Below are 17,137 nucleotides of genomic sequence, written 5' to 3'. Positions count from 1 at the left end.
ATCACCTGTTAGAGTCGGCCCATGGCAAGGTGGGACCCGGGCGCGGAGCAGCGCCTGAAGCGGGCGGCTCTGGAGCTGTACCTGGAGCGCGGCTACGACGACGTGACCGTGACCGACATCGCCGAGCGGGCCGGACTCACCCGGCGCTCGTACTTCCGTTACTTCCCGGACAAGCGGGAGGTCCTCTTCGGCGGCTCGGAACTCCTGCCCCCGGCGCTGGCGCGGGCCGTCCTGGCGGCGGAGCCCGACGCGGCTCCGCTCACCGCCGTCCTCGAGGCGATGTCCCGTGTAGGCACCGAGCTGGTGGCGCAGGTGCACGACTCGGCGGAGCGGCGGACGGTCATCGACGCCAGCCGCGAGTTGCAGGAGCGCGAACGGACCAAGGCGGCCGCGATCACCCGGGCGGTCCGCGACGCCCTCGTCCAGCGGCAGGTGGAGACCGACGCCGCCGAACTCGTCGCACAGCTCGCCACGGTGGCCTTCGGCATCGCCTTCCGACGCTGGATCGACGCGGGGGGACGTATCGGTTTCGACAGCTGCCTGGACACGGTGACCGACCGGCTGCGGGCCGCCCTCGCCGGGACGTGAGCAGCTCCGGATCAGGGGAGCAGGCGGGTGAGTTCGTCCGCGCGGCGGTGGTCCTTCGGCCGCCCGAGGGCACGGCGCATGCGGATCAGATCGTCGAGTGCGGCGTAGCGGACGGTGAACCCCGACGGGTCGTGGGTGGTCCCGGCCCGGGCCAGGCAGGGCGACACATCCATGTCCCCCCAGGACAGCACCGGGGTGCACAGGTCCCCGGCGGCCCCGGTGACCTCGTATGCCGCCTGTTCGCGGTCCAGGTCAGGCGGTTGGGCGCAGCCGCACGCCGCGAGGGCGGCACGCAGGGCGCGAGCCTCGGCGGGGGTGCCGTCCCACAACAGGTCCAGGTCGCCGGTCAGCTCGGTGGAGCCGTGCATGATGCCGGCGACCTGGCCGATGACCACCGCGTGGGAGCCGGCGTCGTGGAGTGCCCGGAGGAAGGGGAAGGGGTCGAAGCCGAGCGCCCCGTCCGTGGCGAAGGTGCCCAGCACGTCGTCGGCCTCCTCCGGGCGGCGCCCCACGGGCGGCCGTTCTCGCGTCGCGTCCCGGGTCCGGGCGATCGCCCGCCGCAGGCGCAGGGCAGCAGCTGTCTGGCTCATGCGCCCATCCAACACGGTCCGCCTCCGGCCACGGCACCGCGTCCGTCCCGTTCCGGTGCGGCGGCCGCGGTGGCGGGGTGGGGTGACGACGGGGCGTGGGCGCCGTTACCGGGTGACCGGTGCCAGGCGGTACCGGCCGCCGCGGCGGGTGCCGAAGGACACCACACCCCGCTCGGGACGGTCGGCGTCGGCGCCCTCGACGCGCATCGGGTGCGGGGTGCGGATCCGGGCGGGGTTGCCGAGCAGCGAGCGCACCTCCGCGCGTGTGATGCCGTCCCCGGTCCACTCCAGGTCGACCTCGAACCCGCCCCGCGCCCGCAGGCCCCGGAAGGATCCGGTGGGCCATGCCCCGGGCAGGGCGGGCAGCAGTTCGATCTCGCCCACGTGGCTCTGCAGGAGCATCTCGGTGATGCCGGAGACGCCGCCGAAGTTGCCGTCGATCTGGAAGGGCGGGTGGAGGTCGAAGAGGTTCGGCGCGGTGCACGCCGGGGTGAGCAGGTCCGCCAGGTGGGTAGGCCCGCGCCGGTTCCAGCAGCCGGGCCCACATGTTGATCTTCCAGGCGAGGGACCAGCCCTGTCCCCCGGTGCCGCGCAGCTCCAGGCTCTTCTTGGCGGCCGCGGCGAGTCCCGGGGTGCCCCGCGGGGTGATCTGGGCGCTCGGGAACACGCCGTAAAGGTGGGACACGTGGCGGCTCCTGACCAGGGCCGCCTCCTCCCAGTCCACCAGCCACTCCTGGATCTGGCCCAGGTGGCCGACGCGGGTGGGCGCGAGCCGGTCGCGGACCTCGGTGACCCGTCCGACGAGGCGACTGTCGCGGTCCAGCACTTCTGCGGCCTGGCGGTAGGCGTCGAAGAGGTCCCGCAGCAGCTGCATGTCGATGGTGAGGCCGGCGCAGACGCTGACGCTCTCGCCCTCGTCCTGGTGGTGGGTGACCTCGGGCGACTGGGAGGGGTTGGTGACGAGCCAGCCGGTCTCCGCGTCCACCTGGAGGGTGTCGAGGAAGAACTCCACCGCCTCCTTCATCACCGGGTAGTTGCGGCTCAGCGCGCCCGTGTCGCCGGTGAACCGGTAGTGGTCCCACAGCATCACGCACAGCCAGGCGAGGTTGCCCGGCGGGCCAGTAGTTCATTTCGAAGTTGATGTTGACGGTGTACTTGGACTCCAGGCCGGGTTCAGGCTGTCGTTCAGTCCCTGGAGGTTGGCCGGCTGTCCGGGCGACCGGGAGCAGGAGGCGAGCAGGTAGCGACCGTACTGAAAGTAGAGCGCGGCCAGTTGGGGGTCCTTGCCGTCGGCGAACAGCGGGATGCGTTCGTCGGTGGCAGCTCGGCGCGTTCCGAGGGACCCAGGTCGAGGGCCACCCAGCCGAACAGGCGCCGGTGGTCGGCGACATGCCGGTCGCGCAGGTGTGCGTACGGCTTCCTCGCCCCGCCCCATGCCCGCAACAACGACCCAGGCGCGGAGCGGTCACATGATCGCCCGGACAGCTCCTAGTAGTGCTTCGTTAGGTTCTGCGCTGTCTGCGGCGGCTTGGCACGAGCACTACTCGTCCGGTGTGGAGATCGACCGTGCGGTGGTCGTCGGCGGCGGCTCCGGGTTCGTGGAGACGACCGCGACGTTCACGCAGCCCGCGGCGGAGTACAACCTGTCGCGCTGGAGCGACAAGGTCAACACCCGTTCGGTGGCGGCCGCTTCGGTGACGGAGACGGGTCTGGACCTCGACACGCTGAAGTTCTCCGGCTCCGGTGCGGTGGCCGAGGCGTACGGGGCCGCGTGGGTCGCGGAGTGGAACCGGAACGTCACCGCGGAGGGGATCGGCCGGCCGTGACCGGCTGAACAGGGCGAGGCGGCCGAGGGACCGGTCCGGCGACGGGTCCCTCGGCCGCCTCGTTCTGACCGTCCTACGCGTCCGGCGCGTCGGCCGGGCGGCGGCGGGCCCACGAGGACGTGATGTGCTCGCGCATCGCCTCCGCGGCCGCGTCGCCGTCCCCGTCGAGCACCGCGGCGGCGACCCGGGCGTGCGCCTCGTGGGTCAGCTCGATGTCCTCGCGCGTCGGGTCCCCGCTGTACTGCGGGGAGCGCACGGCCTTGCCCTGGATGCTGGAGACGATGGCCCGTCCGAACGCGTCCCGGGAGGCGTGGTGGATGATCTCGTGGAACTCGATGTCCGCGTGCGAGTAGGCCTCGGGATCGTCGATCAGGCCCGCGAGTTCGTCGAGCTTGGCCGACAGCGCCGCCGACTGTTCCTCGTCGATGCGCCCGGCGGCGCGGGCGGCCATCGCGCACTCCAGGGTGGTCCTGATCTCGATCAGGTTGTCCAGATAGACCAGGCGGTCCTTGCGCTGGAACAGCGCGTCGAGGACCAGCGGGTCGAGCAGGCTCCACTGGTCCTGGCCCAGGACGACGGTCCCCCAGCCCTGACGGGTCGCCACCAGCCCCTTCTCGGCGAGCGTCGTCGTCGCCTCCCGGATCACGGTCCGGCTCACCTCGTACTCCTCGCAGAGCTCACCCGCCGACGGCAGCGCGGTGCCCGGCGGGTACTCCCCGAGCACGATGGCCGTCGCGAGGCTCTGGACGACGGCCGCGGCGAGCGGCGGCCGGCGTCGTTGAGGGCGGGACACGGCGGTGGTGTCCGCGGATGGCTTGATCATCTGGTCAGAGACTCCCAATGTTCGTGCAGGTTCGCCCGGCCCCCGCTGTCCAATGACCCCAGGTTAGCCGAACATGCTAAGGTCATCACTCGTATTACAAGTTACGACTCGGCCGTGGGAGACGCGATGCGCATCACCGGATACCGGTCCCTTGCCACGGTCCACGAGTGGGGACGACCGGTGGGCGACGTGAACGGCGTCGTCACCACCGGCGTCACCGAGGTGCCGGTGCTGCTGCTGGAGACGGACGAGGGCCTGACCGGCGTGGGCCTCGGCGGCCACGCCGACGTGGCGCGGGTCTTCCCGGCACTGGAGGGCCAGGACCCCCGGGCGGTCACCTCGCTCTACGACAGGATGCTCGCCCACGTCTTCAAGTCCGGGCACGGCGGGCACGTGTTCGGCACGATCGGCGCCCTCGACATGGCGCTGTGGGACCTCAAGGCGAAGATCGCCCAGGAGCCGCTGTGGCGAACGCTGGGCGCCGCCGACCAGTTCGTTCCTGGCTACGCCTCCGGCCTGGACTACGCGCTGAGCGACGACGAACTCGTCGCCTTCCACGAGCGGTGGGCGCGGCGCGGCTTCACGGGCGCCAAGGTCAAGGGCGGCCTCGACGTGGACCGGGACGTACGGCGCCTGGCGGCGGTCCGCGACGTGTTCCGGGCCAACAGCGAGCGCCCCGCGCTCATGTACGACGTCAACGAGTCCTGGGGACGGCGCCAGGCGGTGCGCCTGGCCCGGCAGGTCGAGGAGCGGGTCGAACTCACCTGGATCGAGGAACCGGTCCGGCGCTGGGACGTCGCGGGACACCGCGCGGTCGCGACCGGCATCCGTGCCGCCGTCGCGACCGGGGAGAACCTGACGGGTCTCGAGCACTTCCGCCCGCTGCTGGCCGCGGACGCGGTGGGGGTCGTGCAGACCGGCGCCGTGTGGGGCATCACCCACTTCCTGCGTGTCTCGACGCTCGCCTTCGGGCACGGCCTGCCGGTGAGTCCCGTCGGGTACAACGCCAACCCGGTCGCGCACGCGGCGGCCGCCGTGCCCAACCACCTGGTGACCGAGGTGCAGGATCTGGCCTTCCCGGTCGGGCTGCGGGTGGACCAGGAGATCGCCGACGGCGGGATCGTCCTCGGCGACGCCCCGGGCCTGGGCATCGAGGTCGACGAGGAGCGGATCGTCGCACGGGCCGCGTCGGGCGGGTGGTCCCTGCCGTCCGGACCGCATGTCCGTCCGGCCGACGCCGGCCTCAGACTCGCGCCGCAGGCGCGGTGAGACAGCATCGGGGCACGTCGAGCGGGTCGAGGGCGGGTGGAGGGAGCGGCACATGAGCATGCGAAAGGCCCTGGTGGTCCGCGGCGGGTGGGAGGGCCACGACCCGGTCGGCTGCACCGAGTCGGTCATGCCCGCACTGGAGCGCGCGGGGTTCGAGGTCGACGTCGCCGAGGACCTGGCGGTGTACGAGGACCCGGGGCTGCTCGCCGCCACCGACCTCGTCGTGCACTCCTGGTCGGCGGGCGGGCTGACGGCGGCCCAGGAGGCGAACCTGGTCGACGCGGTGGAGGCGGGCACCGGCTTCGCCGGCTGGCACGGGGGCGTGGTCGCCACGAACGTCGCCAACCCCCGCTACCTGCGTATGGTCGGAGGCCGCTTCCTGTGGCACCCGGACGGCTTCCAGGAGTTCACCGTGCGGATCTCCGCCTCCCCCGACCGGGACGGCGAGATCGTCGAGGGGGTCGCGGACTACGACGTGGAGACCGAGCACTACTGGGTGCTCACGGACTCCCTCAACACCGTCCTGGCCACGTCCGTGCTCACCCCGGGCCCGGCCGACCCGTGGGACGAACCCGTCGAGTTCCCCGTGGTGTGGACCCGCCGGTGGGGCGCGGGGCGGGTCTTCGTCTGCACCCTCGGGCACCGCGTCGCGGACCTCCGGGTGCCGCAGACGGCGGCGATCGTCGGCCGCGGACTCGTGTGGGCGGCGCGCGCGTGAGGCCCGGGGGCGTCCCGGCCGCCGGGTGCTCCCGCCCGCGACGGCCCGGCACCCCGCCCGGGTCAGGTGCTCTCGCGCGCGACGACCCGGTACCCCACGTCCCGGTGCGGGACGTCGACCGCGGCGCCGCGCATCCGCGCCAGCAGCAGCTCGGCGCCCAACTCCCCGATCCGCGCGCTGGGTACGGCCACCGTGGTCAGCGCCGGAACCAGGTGCCGGGCCAGTTCGAAGTCGCCGAAGCCGGCCACGGCGAGCCTGCCCGGCACGTCGATGCCGCGTCGTACGCAGGCCTGGAGGGCACCGGCGGCGAAGACGTCGCTGGAGAACATCACGGCGTCGGAGTCCGGGTACCTCGCCAGCGCCAGGTCCAGCAGGGCGACACCGGTGTCCATGGTGACCGGTTCGGGACCGGCGTCCACGGTGCGCGCCTCGCCGCCCAGCAGGTCCCGGACGGCGCCGGTGTAGCCGTCGAGGCGCTCCGCGGCCCGGGGGTCGCCCGAGGTGTGCCGCCCGGCGAAGGTGATCCGCCGCCGGCCGCGCTCCACGAGGTGGCCCACCATCGCCGCTGCCGCCGCCGCGTTGGAGAAGCCGACCAGCAGGTCCACCGGGTCCCCGGACCAGCCCCAGGTCTCCACGACCGGCACCCCGGCCGCCTTGAGCAGCGTCAGCGTGCCCGGGGTGTGGCGGGTCCCGACCATGAGCAGTCCGTCCGGCCGCCGGCCCAGGAAGCTGCGCAGCACCTCCTCCTCGTGCTCGGGCCGGTAGTCGGTGGTCCCGACGAAGATCTGGTAGCCGTGGGCCGCCAGAGCCGTGGAGAAGGCGTGCACCGTGTCGGCGAAGACCGAGGCGTTGATCTGCGGCACCAGGGCGGCGACTGTGCGGCTGCGGTTCGAGGCCAGGTTGCTGGCGGCCAGGTTGGGCACGTAGCCGGTGGCCGTGAGGGCCGCCTGGACCTTCGCGCGCGTCTCGTCGGACACCGACAGGGGGTCGCGGACGACCCGGGAGACCGTCTGCGCCGAGACCCCGGAGGCGGCCGCGACGTCCGACAGGGTCACCGAACGGGTCGCGGAGCGTTTACGGGGACGGCGGGGCGGCGGCTGAGTCACGCCGGAAACGATATCGGGCGTCACAGTGCTCCTCGCGCCACCAGCGCCCGCATCAGGTCCGCGATGCCGAACGTCCACGGCACGCACACGTCGCTGGGCCGGATCCGGTTGGCGAGCGTGCCGAGCTTCGGCGTGGCGACGGCGACGAGGTCGCCGTCGTGATGCGTGAACCCCTGCCCGGGCGCGTCGCGGTCCTCGACCGGCGCGAACATGGTGCCGAGGTAGAGCACCGCGCCGTCGGGGTACTGGTGGTGCGGGCCCAGCAACTGCGCCACGAGGTCCAGGGGGTCGCGGCTGATGGCGGCCATCGAGGACTCGGCGTCCAGCCGGTAGCCGTCGGCGCCCTCGACGGTCAGGGTCACCGTGGCCCGCCGTACGTCGTCCATGCGGAAGCCCGGCTCGAACAGGCGCAGGAACGGGCCGAGGGCGGCCGAGGCGTTGTTGTCCTTGGCCTGGGGCAGCAGCAGCGCGGAACGGCCTTCGACGTCGCGGAGGTTGACGTCGTTGCCGAGTGTCGCGCCGACCACGGCCCCGGTGGAGGAGACGGCCAGCACCACCTCGGGCTCCGGGTTGTTCCAGCGCGAGGCGGCGTGGACTCCGGCGTCGGCACCGCTGCCCACGGCGGCCAGCACGGGCGCCTTGGTGAAGATCTCGGCGTCGGGGCCGATGCCGACTTCCAGGTACTGGCTCCACGTCCCCTGCGCGACCAGAAGCTCCTTGAGCGCGGCGGCCTCGTGCGAGCCGGGCCGCAGGGCGGCCGGGTCGTCGCCGACGAGCCGGCGGATCTGCTCCCGGGCCTCGGCGGCGCCCGCGGCGTCCCCGCGGACGCGTTCCTCGATCACCCGCTCCAGCATCGAGACGACGAAGGTGACCCCGGCGGCCTTGACGGCCTGCAGGTCGACCGGCGCGAGCAGCCACGGCCGTCGCGGGTCCCGGGTGTCGACGGGTGTGTTGGCCAGTACCTCGTCGAGCCCGCGGTCTCACCTGGGACCACCCCCGAGGGTACGACGCACTCGCCGCGTGCGCGGGCGGCCTCGTCCACTGGGACGTACAGCCGCTGGAGGGCTTCGAGTCTCACCCCATTGACGAGCTGTGCGCCCTCTACGACCTCGTCGTCCTCGACCACCCGCACCTCGGCGAGGCGCTGGCCACCGGGTGCCTGCGGCCGCTCGACGACCTGTTCACCCCGGCGGAACTGGCCCGCTGGAGCGCCGACTCCATCGGCCCCACCATGCGGTCGTACGCCATGGACGGCCGTCAGTGGGCGCTGCCGCTGGACGCCGCCACCCAGGTCGCGGCCACCCGGACCGACATCGCCGGCGAGCCGCCCCGCACCTGGGACGAGGTACGCCGCCTGGCCCGCCGGGCCCCCGTGGCCCTGTCCCTCGCCGGACCGCACGCCTTCCTCACCTTCGCCTCCGTAGCGGTCGCCCTGGGCGAGGAACCGGCCGCTGACCCGGACCAGCTGATCGGCGACGACACGGGACTCGCGGTCCTCGACCTGATGGCCGGCCTCGACGCCCTCGCCCCGCCCGGGACCCGCGCACTCAACCCGATCGCGCTGCTGGAACTCATGGCCGGCACGGACCGGCTGGCACACTGCCCGCTGGTGTACGGCTACGTCACCTACGCCGACCGGCTGACCTTCACCGACGCACCCGCCGTGACCGCGGGCGGGCGTCCGGGCTCCACGCTCGGCGGCACGGGCATCGCGCTCAGCGCCCGCTGCGTGCCGTCCCCGGAACTCCTCGCCCACGTGCGCCGGCTGATGTCCCCCGAGGCGCAGGGCGACTTCCTGCCCCGGCACAGCGGACAGCCCAGCGCGCGCACCGCCTGGACCTCCCCCGGGACCGTCGCCGCCGACTTCTACCGTCACACCACCGCCACCTGCGAGCAGGCCTGGGTACGTCCCCGGCACGCCGGATACATCGGCTTCCAGACCGCCGCGTCGGCCGCCGTACGCGCCGCGCTCGCGGGCGAGAGCGACCACCGTGAAGCACTCGACCGGATGCGCGCCCTGTACCGGACGAGCCGGACACCGAAGGAACGCCAGACATGAGCGACACCGGCCCCCTCCCGCCGCCCGGCCTCGGCACCGACCACGTCCTGCTGGACGTCACCGACCGGGTCGCCACCCTCACCCTGAACCGGCCCGCCAAGCTCAACGCCGTCACCCCCGACATGTCCCGGGCCCTGGTGCGGGCGATCGAGTGGTGCGACACGACCGACGAGGTCCGGGCGCTCGTCGTCACCGGGGCGGGCGAACGCTCCTTCAGCGTCGGCTCGGACATCGGCGCACTCGACCGGTACGCCACCCCGTGGGACTTCCGCAACCGCGTCGACCACTGCGACGCCATCCGCGCCGCCCGCACCCCGACCGTCGCCGCGGTCGGCGGATACGCCCTGGGCGGAGGGCTGGAGACCGCCCTGTCCTGCGACATCCGGCTCGCCGCGGACACCGCGTCCTTCGGCGCACCGGAGATCACGCTCGGCTGGATCGGGGGCGGCGGCATGACCGCCTTCCTCAGCCGCGCGGCCGGCCCGGGCAACGCGGCACTGATGCTGCTCACCGGCGAACGCATCGACGCCGAGCGGGCGTTGGCCTGGCATCTGGTGAGCGAGGTCGTGCCCCGCGCCGGACTGCTCGACCGGCCCCGCGCCCTCGCCGCCGTGATCGCCTCCCGCGCCCCGGTGGCGGCCGAGACGGCGAAGATCAACCTGCGGGCCGCCGGAAACCTGCCCGAGGACCAGGCGCTCGCCTACGAGCGCGACCTGCAGACCGTCTGCTTCGCCACCGAGGACGCGGCGGAGGGCAGGCGCGCGTTCGCCGAGAAGCGCACCCCCGTCTTCCACAAGCGCTGAGAGGAACGTCATGAAGCAACCCCGAGCCGCACTCGTGACCGGTGCCGGCGGAGCCCTCGGCCGGGCCACCGCCGTCCGGCTGGCCGCCGACGGACACGACGTCGCCGTACTCGACCACGACGCCGAGTCCCTGGAGCACACCGCCGCGCTGGTCGAGAAGGCCGGCGCCCGCGTGCTCGCCCTCGGCACCGACCTGCGCGACGCCCCGGCCGTGGCGGCGGCCGTCGAGCGGACCGTGACCGCACTGGGGCCGCTGCGCGTGCTGGTCAACAACGCGGCCGTGTACCCGAGCCGGGCCTTCCTCGACGTGCCGCTCGCCGACTACGAGGAGGTGGTGGCGGTCAACCAGCGTGCCTACTGGGCGCCGCCCAGGCTGCCGCGCGGCACATGACGGACACGGGCGGCGGGGCGATCGTCAACGTCGCGTCGATCACCCTCCACGGCGGCTGGAACTCACTGGCCGCCTACGTCTGCACCAAGGGCGCCGCCGTCGCCCTGACCCGCGCCCTCGCCCGGGAGCTGGGTCCCGCCGAGATCCGCGTCAACTGCGTATCCCCCGGGGCCTTTCCGACCGCGGCGGAGGAGATCCACGAGGACCCCGAGACCTATCGGCGGCACGCGCTCGACCACCAGGCGCTGAAGCGCCGCGGACGGCCCGGGGAACTGGCCTCGGTGGTGTCCTTCCTCACCGGCCCCGACGCCTCGTTCGTCACCGGCCAGTGCGTCGAGGTCAACGGAGGGTGGGTGATGGCGTGAAGCTGTACGGACGTTCCCACGACCGGCAGTCCCTCGCCCGGCACGCGGGCGACCTGGGCGCGGCGGGCGGGGTGCGCTCCGTCGTCCTGGACGACGGCTCCGAACGCGGCATCCGCACGCTGGAGTTCCGGACCGGCGCCGGGCTGTCGTTCGACGTGCTGGTGGACCGGGCGATGGACCTCGGCGGGGCCGAGTTCGAGGGCCGGGGCTTCGGCTGGCGCTCGGCGACGGGCTTCAGGCACCCGGGACTGCACGAGTACCGCGACGACGACGGCCTGTCCATGATGCGCAGCTTCTCGGGGCTGCTGCTCACCGCGGGCCTGGACCACACCCTTTTCGGCGCCGAGGTGGACGCCTCCCAGTACCGCTATCCGCCGCGGGGCACGGCGGTGCACGCCCTCCACGGGCGGGTCGCCAACCTGCCAGCCCGGCTGACCGGCTACGGCGAGCGGTGGCAGGACGACGGCCGCTGCGTGCTCTGGGCGGAGGGCGAGGTGCGCCAGGCCGCGGTCTTCGGGGAGCACCTGCGGCTCACCCGCCGCATCGAGGCCGATCTCGGCGGCAGCGAGATCCGCCTGACCGACCGGGTGCGCAACGCCGGCTTCGACCCGACGCCGCACATGTACCTGTATCACGTCAACGTCGGCTGGCCCTTCCTGGACGAGGGCGCCCGCTACGAGCTGCCGCCGCACCGCACCCTGTGGCGCAGCGACAGCGTCGCCGAGCAGGGCGTGTCCCACACCGCGATGCCCGCCCCGCTGCCGGACTTCGTGGAGCAGGTCTACGAACACGAACTGGAGCCGGACGCGGCGGGCCTGGCCCGGCCGCGCCTGGTCAACGAACGCCTGGGCGTCTACTTCGAGTTGGAGTTCGACACGGCCCAGTTCCCGTCCTTCTTCCAGTGGCTGCACCTGCGCGAGGGCGCCTACGCGGTCGGCTTCGAACCGTCCACGCACCATGTGCAGGGCGAGGCCGCGGCCCGGGCGGACGGATCCATGACGTTCCTGGCCCCCGGTGAGGAGCGGGAGTACACCACCGCGTTCCGGGTGGGCCACCTGGACTGACCACCGGGACCGCGGCGCGCGGATCGCCTCGTGGCCCCGGTGTCGGCGATTCGGCCAACCTCCGTGCGCCGTAACCCTGTTGGCGCGACCGGGTCCGTGCATCCTCCACGCATCGACACGCGCGGTATCCCGGGGTTCCGGCCCCGACCGAAACACATGTGTTCGATACCTCGGTCCGGTCGTTGAGCTTCACGACCACGCTCGAACGACCGTCAAGGGGGACCCATTGACCTCGACCGCCGAGAACGGACCACAGACCCCCACGCAGCCACCGACGCCGCCTCCACCGCCGCCTGCGGAGATCGCTTACAGCGGGCGGTATTCCGTCAATCCACTCGCCGAGGTGTCCTTCGGGCGGATGTGCGCGCAGATCCCGGCCGTGCTGGGCCGGATCGCAGGGCTGGCGTGGCGGACCGACCGGCGGGCCGTGCAGATGCTGTTGGGCTGCCAGGTGGTCACCGGTGTCTCGGCCGCCGTGCTGCTGACCGCCACCGCCCGCGCCATGAAGCCGGTGCTCGGCGACGGCTCCGCGGGTGACCGGCTGCACGGAGCGGTGCCGGCCCTGTTGGTGGTGGCGCTCGCCGCCGCGCTGGGCCGGGGTGCGACGGCGGTGGCCACCTACGCCGAGCGGCGGATCACGCCCCGGCTGACGACCGAGACGGACAGTGCTCTGGTCGAGGCCGTCGTCCGGGTGGAGGCGTCCGCCTACGCGCAGGAGGGCTTCTCGGACCGGCACGAGGCCGCCGAGATGGGGGTGATCCGCACCCAGGTGATGGTCGCCGACGCCCAGCGGTTCCTGTCCGCGCTGATCCGGATGGTCACGGCCGGCGGCGTGCTGTCGGCGCTCAATCCGCTGATGCTGCCGCTGCTCCTGCTCGCCGTGCTGCCGGCCGGTGCGGGCGCGGTCCTCACCGCCCGGGTCGACTACGAGGTCCACTACGCCAACATCGCCGACCGCAACGTGCGCGGCATGATGCGCTGGTGGGCGACGACGTCGAAGTACGGCGACGAGGTCCGCGCCAACTCCATGACCGACTACCTCGTCCACTGGTACCGGACCCTGTCCGACCGGTGCGACCGGCGCACCCTGGCCGCCGCGCCGCGTACGCTGCGGATCGCGGTGCTGTCCGCGTCGGCCGGCGGCGTCTTCCTCGTCGTGACCTGGGGGGTGCTCGCCTGGCTTGCGGTCTCGGGCCGGATCGGACTCGCGGTCGCGGCCACGGCCGTCATCGCCGTACAGACCACGCTGGCCGCGCTCTCCCAGGTGGTGGTCAACGGCGCCGCGGTCTTCCACACCAGCCTCTACCTGAGCGACATGCAGGCCTTCCTCGACGACGCCGCGGCCCGCGTCCCGAAGCGCGGGCCCGGCAGGCACCGTGCGCCGACCGAGCGGATCCGGCTGGAGGAGGTCGTCTACCAGTACCCGGGCAAGGACCGGCCGGCCGTCGACGGAGTCTCCCTCACCCTGGAGCGCGGCCAGATCCTCGCGATCGTCGGGGCGAACGGCTCGGGAAAGTCCACCCTGACCCGGCTGCTGACCGGCATCTACCTCCCGGACAAGGGCCGGGTCATCTGGAACGGCACCGACCTAGCCGACCTGGACCCCGCGACCGTGTGGGCGCACATCGGTCTGGTGCCGCAGATCTTCGCCCAGTGGCCGATGCCGGTCCGCGAGAACGTCACCCTCGGCCAGCCCCGCACCCACGACGACGCCCCGGTGTGGGAGGCCCTGGAAGCGGCTGGTCTGCGCGAAGCGGTGGACGGCCTCCCGGCGGGCCTGGACACCCTGCTGTCCCGTGACGTCTTCGGCGGCACCGAGCTGTCGGGCGGCCAATGGCAGCGCGTGGCGTGTTCCAGGGCCCTGTACCGCCGCCCGGGGCTGCTGATCCTGGACGAGCCGACGTCCCAGATGGACCCGCGCGGTGAGCACCAGATCTTCGAGCAGATCAAGGGGATCGCCGCCGAGCGCATCACCATCGTGGTCACCCACCGCCTGGAGAACACGAGGATCGCGGATCACATCGTCGTCATGGAGCACGGCCGGATCACCGAGCAGGGCCGCTACGACGACCTCGTCCACGCCGGCGGCACCTTCGCCGAACTCCTGGCGCTCTCCCAGGACCGCTGACCCGCCCGTGGTCACGGGGCGTTGAGCGCCTCGGTGGCCTCCGGTTCGTCCGCGACCGCGGGGGCCGCCCTTGCGGGCCCCCGCAACGCGATGTGGGCGAACAGGACGCCCATGACGGCGACGCCCGCCCACATGGCCTGCTGCCAGCCGTCGACGAAGGACTGCTGGGCGGCGTGCAGCAGGTCCGGGCCGTGCGGTCCGGCGCCGGCCGCGGCCTCGACCGCGTTGGCCACACCCTCGCGGGCCTCGTCCGCGGGGCCCTGGGGGATGCCGTCCAGCCGTCCGTCGACGGCACCGCGGTAGCCGGCTGCCAGCAAGGCCCCGAGCAGGGCGACACCGAGTGCGGTGCCGAACTCGCGGGTGACGTCGTTGAGTGCGGACGCGACGCCCTGCTTGCCGCGCGGCAGTGAGCCGGTGATGGCCTCGGTGGACGGGGTCATCGACAGGCCCATGCCGATGCCCATGGCCAGCATGCCGGGCAGGATGGTCAGGTATCCGTCGTCCACCGAGACGAACAGGGCCATGAGCGCGAGGCCGACACCGGCCAGGGCGATGCCCGCGGCCATGGTCGTACGGGAGCCGACCCGTGCGGCGAGCCCGGGGGCCAGGCCGGAGGTCGCCATCATCATGACGGCCATGGGCATCAGCGCCACCGTGGAGAGCAGGCCGGACCAGCCGAGGACGGCCTGGAAGTACGGGAAGAGGACCACGGCGATGCCCGCCTGGACGCCGAAGACCACCAGGAGCGTGATCGAGCCGCCCGCCAGGCCGCGCTCCCGGAACAGGCGCACGTCCAGCAGCGCGGCGTCGCGGCGGCGCAGTTCCCAGGCGACGAAGCCGACTGCGGCGATGATGCCGACGACGAGGCCGGTCAGCGTCACCGGGGCGGTCCAGCCGCGTTCGGGGCCTTCCTGGAGGACGAGGACGAGGCCGGTCACGGCGACGGTGGAGATCAGGGCTCCGGCCGTGTCGAACCGGTGGGCCGGGGTCTCGCGCGAGTTGGGGACCGACTTCAGCGCCATGGCCAGGGCCACCAGGACCAGGACCACCGGGAGGACGAACAGCAGACGCCAGTCGGCGACGTCGACGAGGAGGGCGGAGAGGAACATGCCCAGGATGCCGCCGCCTCCGGCGACACCGGTCCACACCCCGATCGCCTTGCCGCGCTGCTCCTCGGGGAAGGTGGAGGTGATGACGGCAAGGGTGACGGGCATGATCATCGCGGCTCCGGCACCGCCGACCACCCGGGCGGCGAGCATGACCTCGGCCGAGGGGGCCAGTCCGGCCAGGACGCTCGCCGCACCGAAGACACCCAGACCGGCGACGAGCACGGGCTTGCGGCCCAGGCGGTCGCCGACGGCGCCGAGCGGGAGCAGCAGCGCGGCCAGGGCGAGCGTGTAGATGTTGATGATCCACAGGACCGTGTTCTGGGAGGCGCCGAACTCGACGGCCATGTGGGTCTGCGCGACGTTCAGACCGGACACCGAGGCGACGACGGCCATCAGTGCGACGGAGACGGCGATCAGGATCGTGCGCAGCTGACGCGCGTCGGGGGTGTTCCCGCCGCCGGTTTCGGGGGCCCGTACGGGTGGGCTGGTGCTCATGGGTTCCTTTCGCAGGGCATGCCGCCGCCCGACGGGGCGTGGAGGGTGTCGGGGCAGTGGCGGTTCGACTGCGTCCGAAGCTAAGCCCGCTTTGCGTTCAAGGCATATGATGTTGCCCATGACGCAAGAAGATGGAGACCTGGACAGCCTCGTACGCAAACGCATCCGCGCCCTGCGGGTCGCTCAGGGCTGGTCCCTGGAGGAACTGGCCGGGCGCGCCAATCTCAGCCAGTCCTCGCTGAGCCGCATCGAGAACGGCCGACGCCGGCTGGCTCTGGATCAGCTGGTCACTCTCGCCCGAGCCCTGGACACCACGTTGGACCAGCTCGTGGAGACGGCCGACGACGACGTCATCACCAGCCCGATGATCGACAGCGCGCACGGCCTGATGCGCTGGCCGGTGAAGGGCGATCCCGGCATGACCGTGGTGCGTCAGCGCATGACCGAGCCGCCGCCCGAGAATCCGGCGCGCATGCGTGCCCACCCGGGGCGCGAATGGCTCGTGGTCCTGTCCGGCACGGCGGTCCTCATGCTCGGCCACCGGCGCTTCCGCGTCGAGACCCACCAGGCAGCCGAGTTCCCCACGATGATGCCGCACGCGATCGGCACCGCCGGCGGCCCCTGCGAGATCCTGGGCATCTTCGACCGCGACGCCCGCCGCGGCCACCAGCGCGCGGGCGGCGACGCCGAGGCCCGGGACCCGGCCGAGTGACGGCGAGGGGCGCCGGGCCCCGGCGGGTAGGGCGTGCGCGAGGAGGACCTCCGCCGCGGCCCGCGTGGGCCGGCGCCGCGCATCGGAGCGGTGGCGTGCGAGCGGGGCCCGCCGGCTACTCGATCAGGGCGTCGGCGGCGATGATCACCAGGCCGATCAGCATGTCCAGGGCCCCGGCCCGGCAGGAGGGCAGCCGGCCGAGCCCGGCGGTGCGGGCCGCCGAGGTGCCCAGGGCGAAGAGCAGGAGGGTGTTGAGCACCAGGGCCGTGTCGGCGGCCGTTTCCTCCGCCCACCACCCGGCCTCGGCGGCGAGCAGCATCATCACGGTCGGCAGCACGGCGGCGGCCAGCGGCCACTCGGCGAGCACCGCGCGCAGTCTGCTCGGCCCGGCCGTCCCGTCGCCGGACGCACGCTGGGCGATGACGTGCGCGTACCCGTGGGCGGCGCCCGACGTCAGCGCCGTGAGCAGTACCCACAGCGCGTCCTGGCCGGGGTTGGCGTCTTCGCCCGGCACGTCCAGCGCCGCGACCAGCGCGCTGGCCAGTACCAGGCCGTAGATTCCCTTGAACAGCCACCGCTCCGGCCGGCGCCGCAGGATTCCCCTCGGCGCGGCGCCGCCGAAGGGGCCGTGGCCGGCACGCTCGGGCATTCAGGAGAGCCAGTCGGCGTACCGGGTGGGGGCCGGGCGGGCGTCCAGGTCGGTCAGGACGTCTCCCTCGACCGCCCCGAACATGCCGGCGCCCGGATCGGTGACGACCGTTCGCGTGTCGCCCTTGTGGGCCACGTCCGCGACCTCGGCCGCCACGTCCTTCGCTGCGATCGGCTGGATCGGCGTGGCGGGCAGCCGGACGGAGTCGTCGGAGGCGGTCCAGGACGCGGCGGCCGGCAGGTTGTCCATCGACGCCCGGAAGAAGGCCGGTGTGGACCGGGAGTGGGGCACCGCCCGGTGCCCGGCCGCGTTCAGGTCCTTGACTACCTGCGAGCCGATCAGCCCCGTCCCGCCGATGACCGCGATCCTCATGCGCACGCCTCTCTTCCTTCCGGTCTATTCCTTCCGGAGCCGGGTGGCTCAGGAACCACTGTGTCGGCGT

At 73.1% G+C, this 17,137-nt stretch carries 19 protein-coding genes and 3 pseudogenes; 11 read left to right on the top strand and 11 right to left on the bottom strand.

Annotated features, from left to right (window positions below; all coding sequences use genetic code 11):
- Positions 1-21 precede the first annotated feature (21 nt).
- Positions 22-588 (top strand): TetR/AcrR family transcriptional regulator, encoded by a 567-nt coding sequence (locus ACFV9J_RS12765; RefSeq protein WP_385353363.1) that lies wholly within the window; start codon positions 22-24, stop codon positions 586-588.
- Positions 589-599: 11 nt separating this feature from the next.
- On the opposite strand, the gene ACFV9J_RS12760 is transcribed toward ACFV9J_RS12765, so the two are convergent.
- The 5 genes and pseudogenes from ACFV9J_RS12760 to ACFV9J_RS12740 all read right to left on the bottom strand — a co-directional run bounded on the left by ACFV9J_RS12760 (position 600) and on the right by ACFV9J_RS12740 (position 2,613).
- A complete protein-coding gene (locus ACFV9J_RS12760) occupies positions 600-1,178 on the bottom strand; it encodes a hypothetical protein (RefSeq protein ID WP_385353361.1) in 579 nt (192 codons plus the stop codon).
- Between the two features lie 105 nt (positions 1,179-1,283).
- Positions 1,284-1,580: a glycoside hydrolase family 95-like protein gene (locus ACFV9J_RS12755; protein WP_385353359.1), complete on the bottom strand. Its 297-nt coding sequence runs from the start codon at positions 1,578-1,580 to the stop codon at positions 1,284-1,286.
- Between the two features lie 6 nt (positions 1,581-1,586).
- Positions 1,587-1,676, bottom strand: a pseudogene (locus tag ACFV9J_RS12750) (hypothetical protein); the annotation flags it as partial.
- 73 nt (positions 1,677-1,749) lie between these two features.
- Positions 1,750-2,265: pseudogene (locus tag ACFV9J_RS12745) on the bottom strand (glycoside hydrolase family 95 protein); the annotation flags it as partial.
- A gap of 39 nt (positions 2,266-2,304) precedes the next feature.
- A complete protein-coding gene (locus ACFV9J_RS12740) occupies positions 2,305-2,613 on the bottom strand; it encodes a hypothetical protein (protein ID WP_385353357.1) in 309 nt (102 codons plus the stop codon).
- Positions 2,614-2,731: 118 nt separating this feature from the next.
- Between ACFV9J_RS12740 and ACFV9J_RS12735 the strand changes: the two genes are divergently transcribed.
- Entirely contained in the window at positions 2,732-3,004 is a 273-nt protein-coding gene (locus tag ACFV9J_RS12735) for a hypothetical protein (RefSeq protein ID WP_385353355.1), read from the top strand.
- Between the two features lie 73 nt (positions 3,005-3,077).
- Here ACFV9J_RS12735 and ACFV9J_RS12730 read toward each other — a convergent pair whose 3' ends face one another.
- The gene (locus tag ACFV9J_RS12730; RefSeq protein WP_385353353.1) at positions 3,078-3,827 is read right to left on the bottom strand and encodes a FadR/GntR family transcriptional regulator; all 750 of its coding nucleotides are present in this window, start codon (positions 3,825-3,827) and stop codon (positions 3,078-3,080) included.
- Between the two features lie 126 nt (positions 3,828-3,953).
- On the opposite strand from ACFV9J_RS12730, the gene ACFV9J_RS12725 reads away from it, so the two are divergent.
- On the top strand, positions 3,954-5,096 hold the full coding sequence (locus tag ACFV9J_RS12725; protein WP_385353351.1) for a mandelate racemase/muconate lactonizing enzyme family protein: 1,143 nt from the start codon (positions 3,954-3,956) through the stop codon (positions 5,094-5,096).
- Positions 5,097-5,148: 52 nt separating this feature from the next.
- Entirely contained in the window at positions 5,149-5,814 is a 666-nt protein-coding gene (locus ACFV9J_RS12720) for a ThuA domain-containing protein (RefSeq protein WP_385353349.1), read from the top strand.
- Positions 5,815-5,876: 62 nt separating this feature from the next.
- On the opposite strand, the gene ACFV9J_RS12715 is transcribed toward ACFV9J_RS12720, so the two are convergent.
- Both ACFV9J_RS12715 and ACFV9J_RS12710 read right to left on the bottom strand, forming a co-directional pair.
- Positions 5,877-6,920, bottom strand: a complete 1,044-nt coding sequence (locus ACFV9J_RS12715; RefSeq protein ID WP_385353346.1) for a LacI family DNA-binding transcriptional regulator — start codon at positions 6,918-6,920, stop codon at positions 5,877-5,879.
- Between the two features lie 20 nt (positions 6,921-6,940).
- Positions 6,941-7,891, bottom strand: a pseudogene (locus tag ACFV9J_RS12710) (fumarylacetoacetate hydrolase family protein); the annotation flags it as partial.
- On the opposite strand from ACFV9J_RS12710, the gene ACFV9J_RS12705 reads away from it, so the two are divergent.
- The 6 genes from ACFV9J_RS12705 (at position 7,867) to ACFV9J_RS12680 (ending at position 13,730) form a co-directional block, all read left to right on the top strand.
- Positions 7,867-8,979, top strand: a complete 1,113-nt coding sequence (locus ACFV9J_RS12705; protein WP_385353344.1) for a carbohydrate ABC transporter substrate-binding protein — start codon at positions 7,867-7,869, stop codon at positions 8,977-8,979. The pseudogene ACFV9J_RS12710 and the gene ACFV9J_RS12705 overlap by 25 nt on opposite strands.
- A complete protein-coding gene (locus ACFV9J_RS12700; RefSeq protein ID WP_385353342.1) occupies positions 8,976-9,782 on the top strand; it encodes an enoyl-CoA hydratase/isomerase family protein in 807 nt (268 codons plus the stop codon). The genes ACFV9J_RS12705 and ACFV9J_RS12700 overlap by 4 nt, the downstream gene beginning before the upstream one ends.
- A 10-nt stretch (positions 9,783-9,792) precedes the next feature.
- Positions 9,793-10,173 carry an SDR family NAD(P)-dependent oxidoreductase gene (locus tag ACFV9J_RS12695; protein WP_385353340.1) on the top strand — a complete coding sequence of 127 codons (381 nt, stop codon included), beginning with the start codon at positions 9,793-9,795 and terminating at the stop codon, positions 10,171-10,173.
- Entirely contained in the window at positions 10,170-10,538 is a 369-nt protein-coding gene (locus ACFV9J_RS12690) for an SDR family NAD(P)-dependent oxidoreductase (protein WP_385353338.1), read from the top strand. Before ACFV9J_RS12695 ends, ACFV9J_RS12690 begins: the two co-directional genes overlap by 4 nt.
- Entirely contained in the window at positions 10,535-11,602 is a 1,068-nt protein-coding gene (locus tag ACFV9J_RS12685) for an aldose 1-epimerase family protein (RefSeq protein WP_385353336.1), read from the top strand. The genes ACFV9J_RS12690 and ACFV9J_RS12685 overlap by 4 nt, the downstream gene beginning before the upstream one ends.
- A 226-nt stretch (positions 11,603-11,828) precedes the next feature.
- Positions 11,829-13,730 carry an ABC transporter ATP-binding protein gene (locus ACFV9J_RS12680; RefSeq protein WP_385353334.1) on the top strand — a complete coding sequence of 634 codons (1,902 nt, stop codon included), beginning with the start codon at positions 11,829-11,831 and terminating at the stop codon, positions 13,728-13,730.
- 11 nt (positions 13,731-13,741) lie between these two features.
- Here ACFV9J_RS12680 and ACFV9J_RS12675 read toward each other — a convergent pair whose 3' ends face one another.
- Positions 13,742-15,334 (bottom strand): MFS transporter, encoded by a 1,593-nt coding sequence (locus ACFV9J_RS12675; RefSeq protein WP_385353332.1) that lies wholly within the window; start codon positions 15,332-15,334, stop codon positions 13,742-13,744.
- A 109-nt stretch (positions 15,335-15,443) separates the two neighbouring features.
- Between ACFV9J_RS12675 and ACFV9J_RS12670 the strand changes: the two genes are divergently transcribed.
- Entirely contained in the window at positions 15,444-16,046 is a 603-nt protein-coding gene (locus ACFV9J_RS12670) for a helix-turn-helix domain-containing protein (RefSeq protein ID WP_385353577.1), read from the top strand.
- 115 nt (positions 16,047-16,161) lie between these two features.
- Here ACFV9J_RS12670 and ACFV9J_RS12665 read toward each other — a convergent pair whose 3' ends face one another.
- Positions 16,162-16,695: a hypothetical protein gene (locus ACFV9J_RS12665; protein WP_385353330.1), complete on the bottom strand. Its 534-nt coding sequence runs from the start codon at positions 16,693-16,695 to the stop codon at positions 16,162-16,164.
- A complete protein-coding gene (locus tag ACFV9J_RS12660) occupies positions 16,696-17,067 on the bottom strand; it encodes an NAD-dependent epimerase/dehydratase family protein (RefSeq protein WP_385353575.1) in 372 nt (123 codons plus the stop codon).
- Between the last annotated feature and the right edge of the window lie 70 nt (positions 17,068-17,137).

It is taken from the genome of Streptomyces sp. NPDC059906 (assembly GCF_042730645.1).
Lineage (GTDB): Bacteria > Actinomycetota > Actinomycetes > Streptomycetales > Streptomycetaceae > Streptomyces > Streptomyces rubrogriseus.
Note: the sequence above shows the minus strand (reverse complement) of the source record. Positions and strands in the feature narration are given on the sequence as shown.

Excerpts from the sequence above, each read along its gene's own strand:
- ACFV9J_RS12700 (WP_385353342.1), top strand. The coding sequence starts at position 8,976 with ATGAGCGACACCGGCCCCCTCCCGCCGCCCGGCCTCGGCACCGACCAC.
- ACFV9J_RS12665 (WP_385353330.1), bottom strand. The coding sequence starts at position 16,695 with ATGCCCGAGCGTGCCGGCCACGGCCCCTTCGGCGGCGCCGCGCCGAGG.
- ACFV9J_RS12730 (WP_385353353.1), bottom strand. The coding sequence starts at position 3,827 with ATGATCAAGCCATCCGCGGACACCACCGCCGTGTCCCGCCCTCAACGA.
- ACFV9J_RS12755 (WP_385353359.1), bottom strand. The coding sequence starts at position 1,580 with ATGCTCCTGCAGAGCCACGTGGGCGAGATCGAACTGCTGCCCGCCCTG.
- ACFV9J_RS12690 (WP_385353338.1), top strand. The coding sequence starts at position 10,170 with ATGACGGACACGGGCGGCGGGGCGATCGTCAACGTCGCGTCGATCACC.
- ACFV9J_RS12740 (WP_385353357.1), bottom strand. The coding sequence starts at position 2,613 with ATGGGGCGGGGCGAGGAAGCCGTACGCACACCTGCGCGACCGGCATGT.
- ACFV9J_RS12695 (WP_385353340.1), top strand. The coding sequence starts at position 9,793 with ATGAAGCAACCCCGAGCCGCACTCGTGACCGGTGCCGGCGGAGCCCTC.
- ACFV9J_RS12725 (WP_385353351.1), top strand. The coding sequence starts at position 3,954 with ATGCGCATCACCGGATACCGGTCCCTTGCCACGGTCCACGAGTGGGGA.
- ACFV9J_RS12720 (WP_385353349.1), top strand. The coding sequence starts at position 5,149 with ATGAGCATGCGAAAGGCCCTGGTGGTCCGCGGCGGGTGGGAGGGCCAC.
- ACFV9J_RS12675 (WP_385353332.1), bottom strand. The coding sequence starts at position 15,334 with ATGAGCACCAGCCCACCCGTACGGGCCCCCGAAACCGGCGGCGGGAAC.
- ACFV9J_RS12765 (WP_385353363.1), top strand. The coding sequence starts at position 22 with ATGGCAAGGTGGGACCCGGGCGCGGAGCAGCGCCTGAAGCGGGCGGCT.
- ACFV9J_RS12660 (WP_385353575.1), bottom strand. The coding sequence starts at position 17,067 with ATGAGGATCGCGGTCATCGGCGGGACGGGGCTGATCGGCTCGCAGGTA.
- ACFV9J_RS12670 (WP_385353577.1), top strand. The coding sequence starts at position 15,444 with ATGTTGCCCATGACGCAAGAAGATGGAGACCTGGACAGCCTCGTACGC.
- ACFV9J_RS12760 (WP_385353361.1), bottom strand. The coding sequence starts at position 1,178 with ATGAGCCAGACAGCTGCTGCCCTGCGCCTGCGGCGGGCGATCGCCCGG.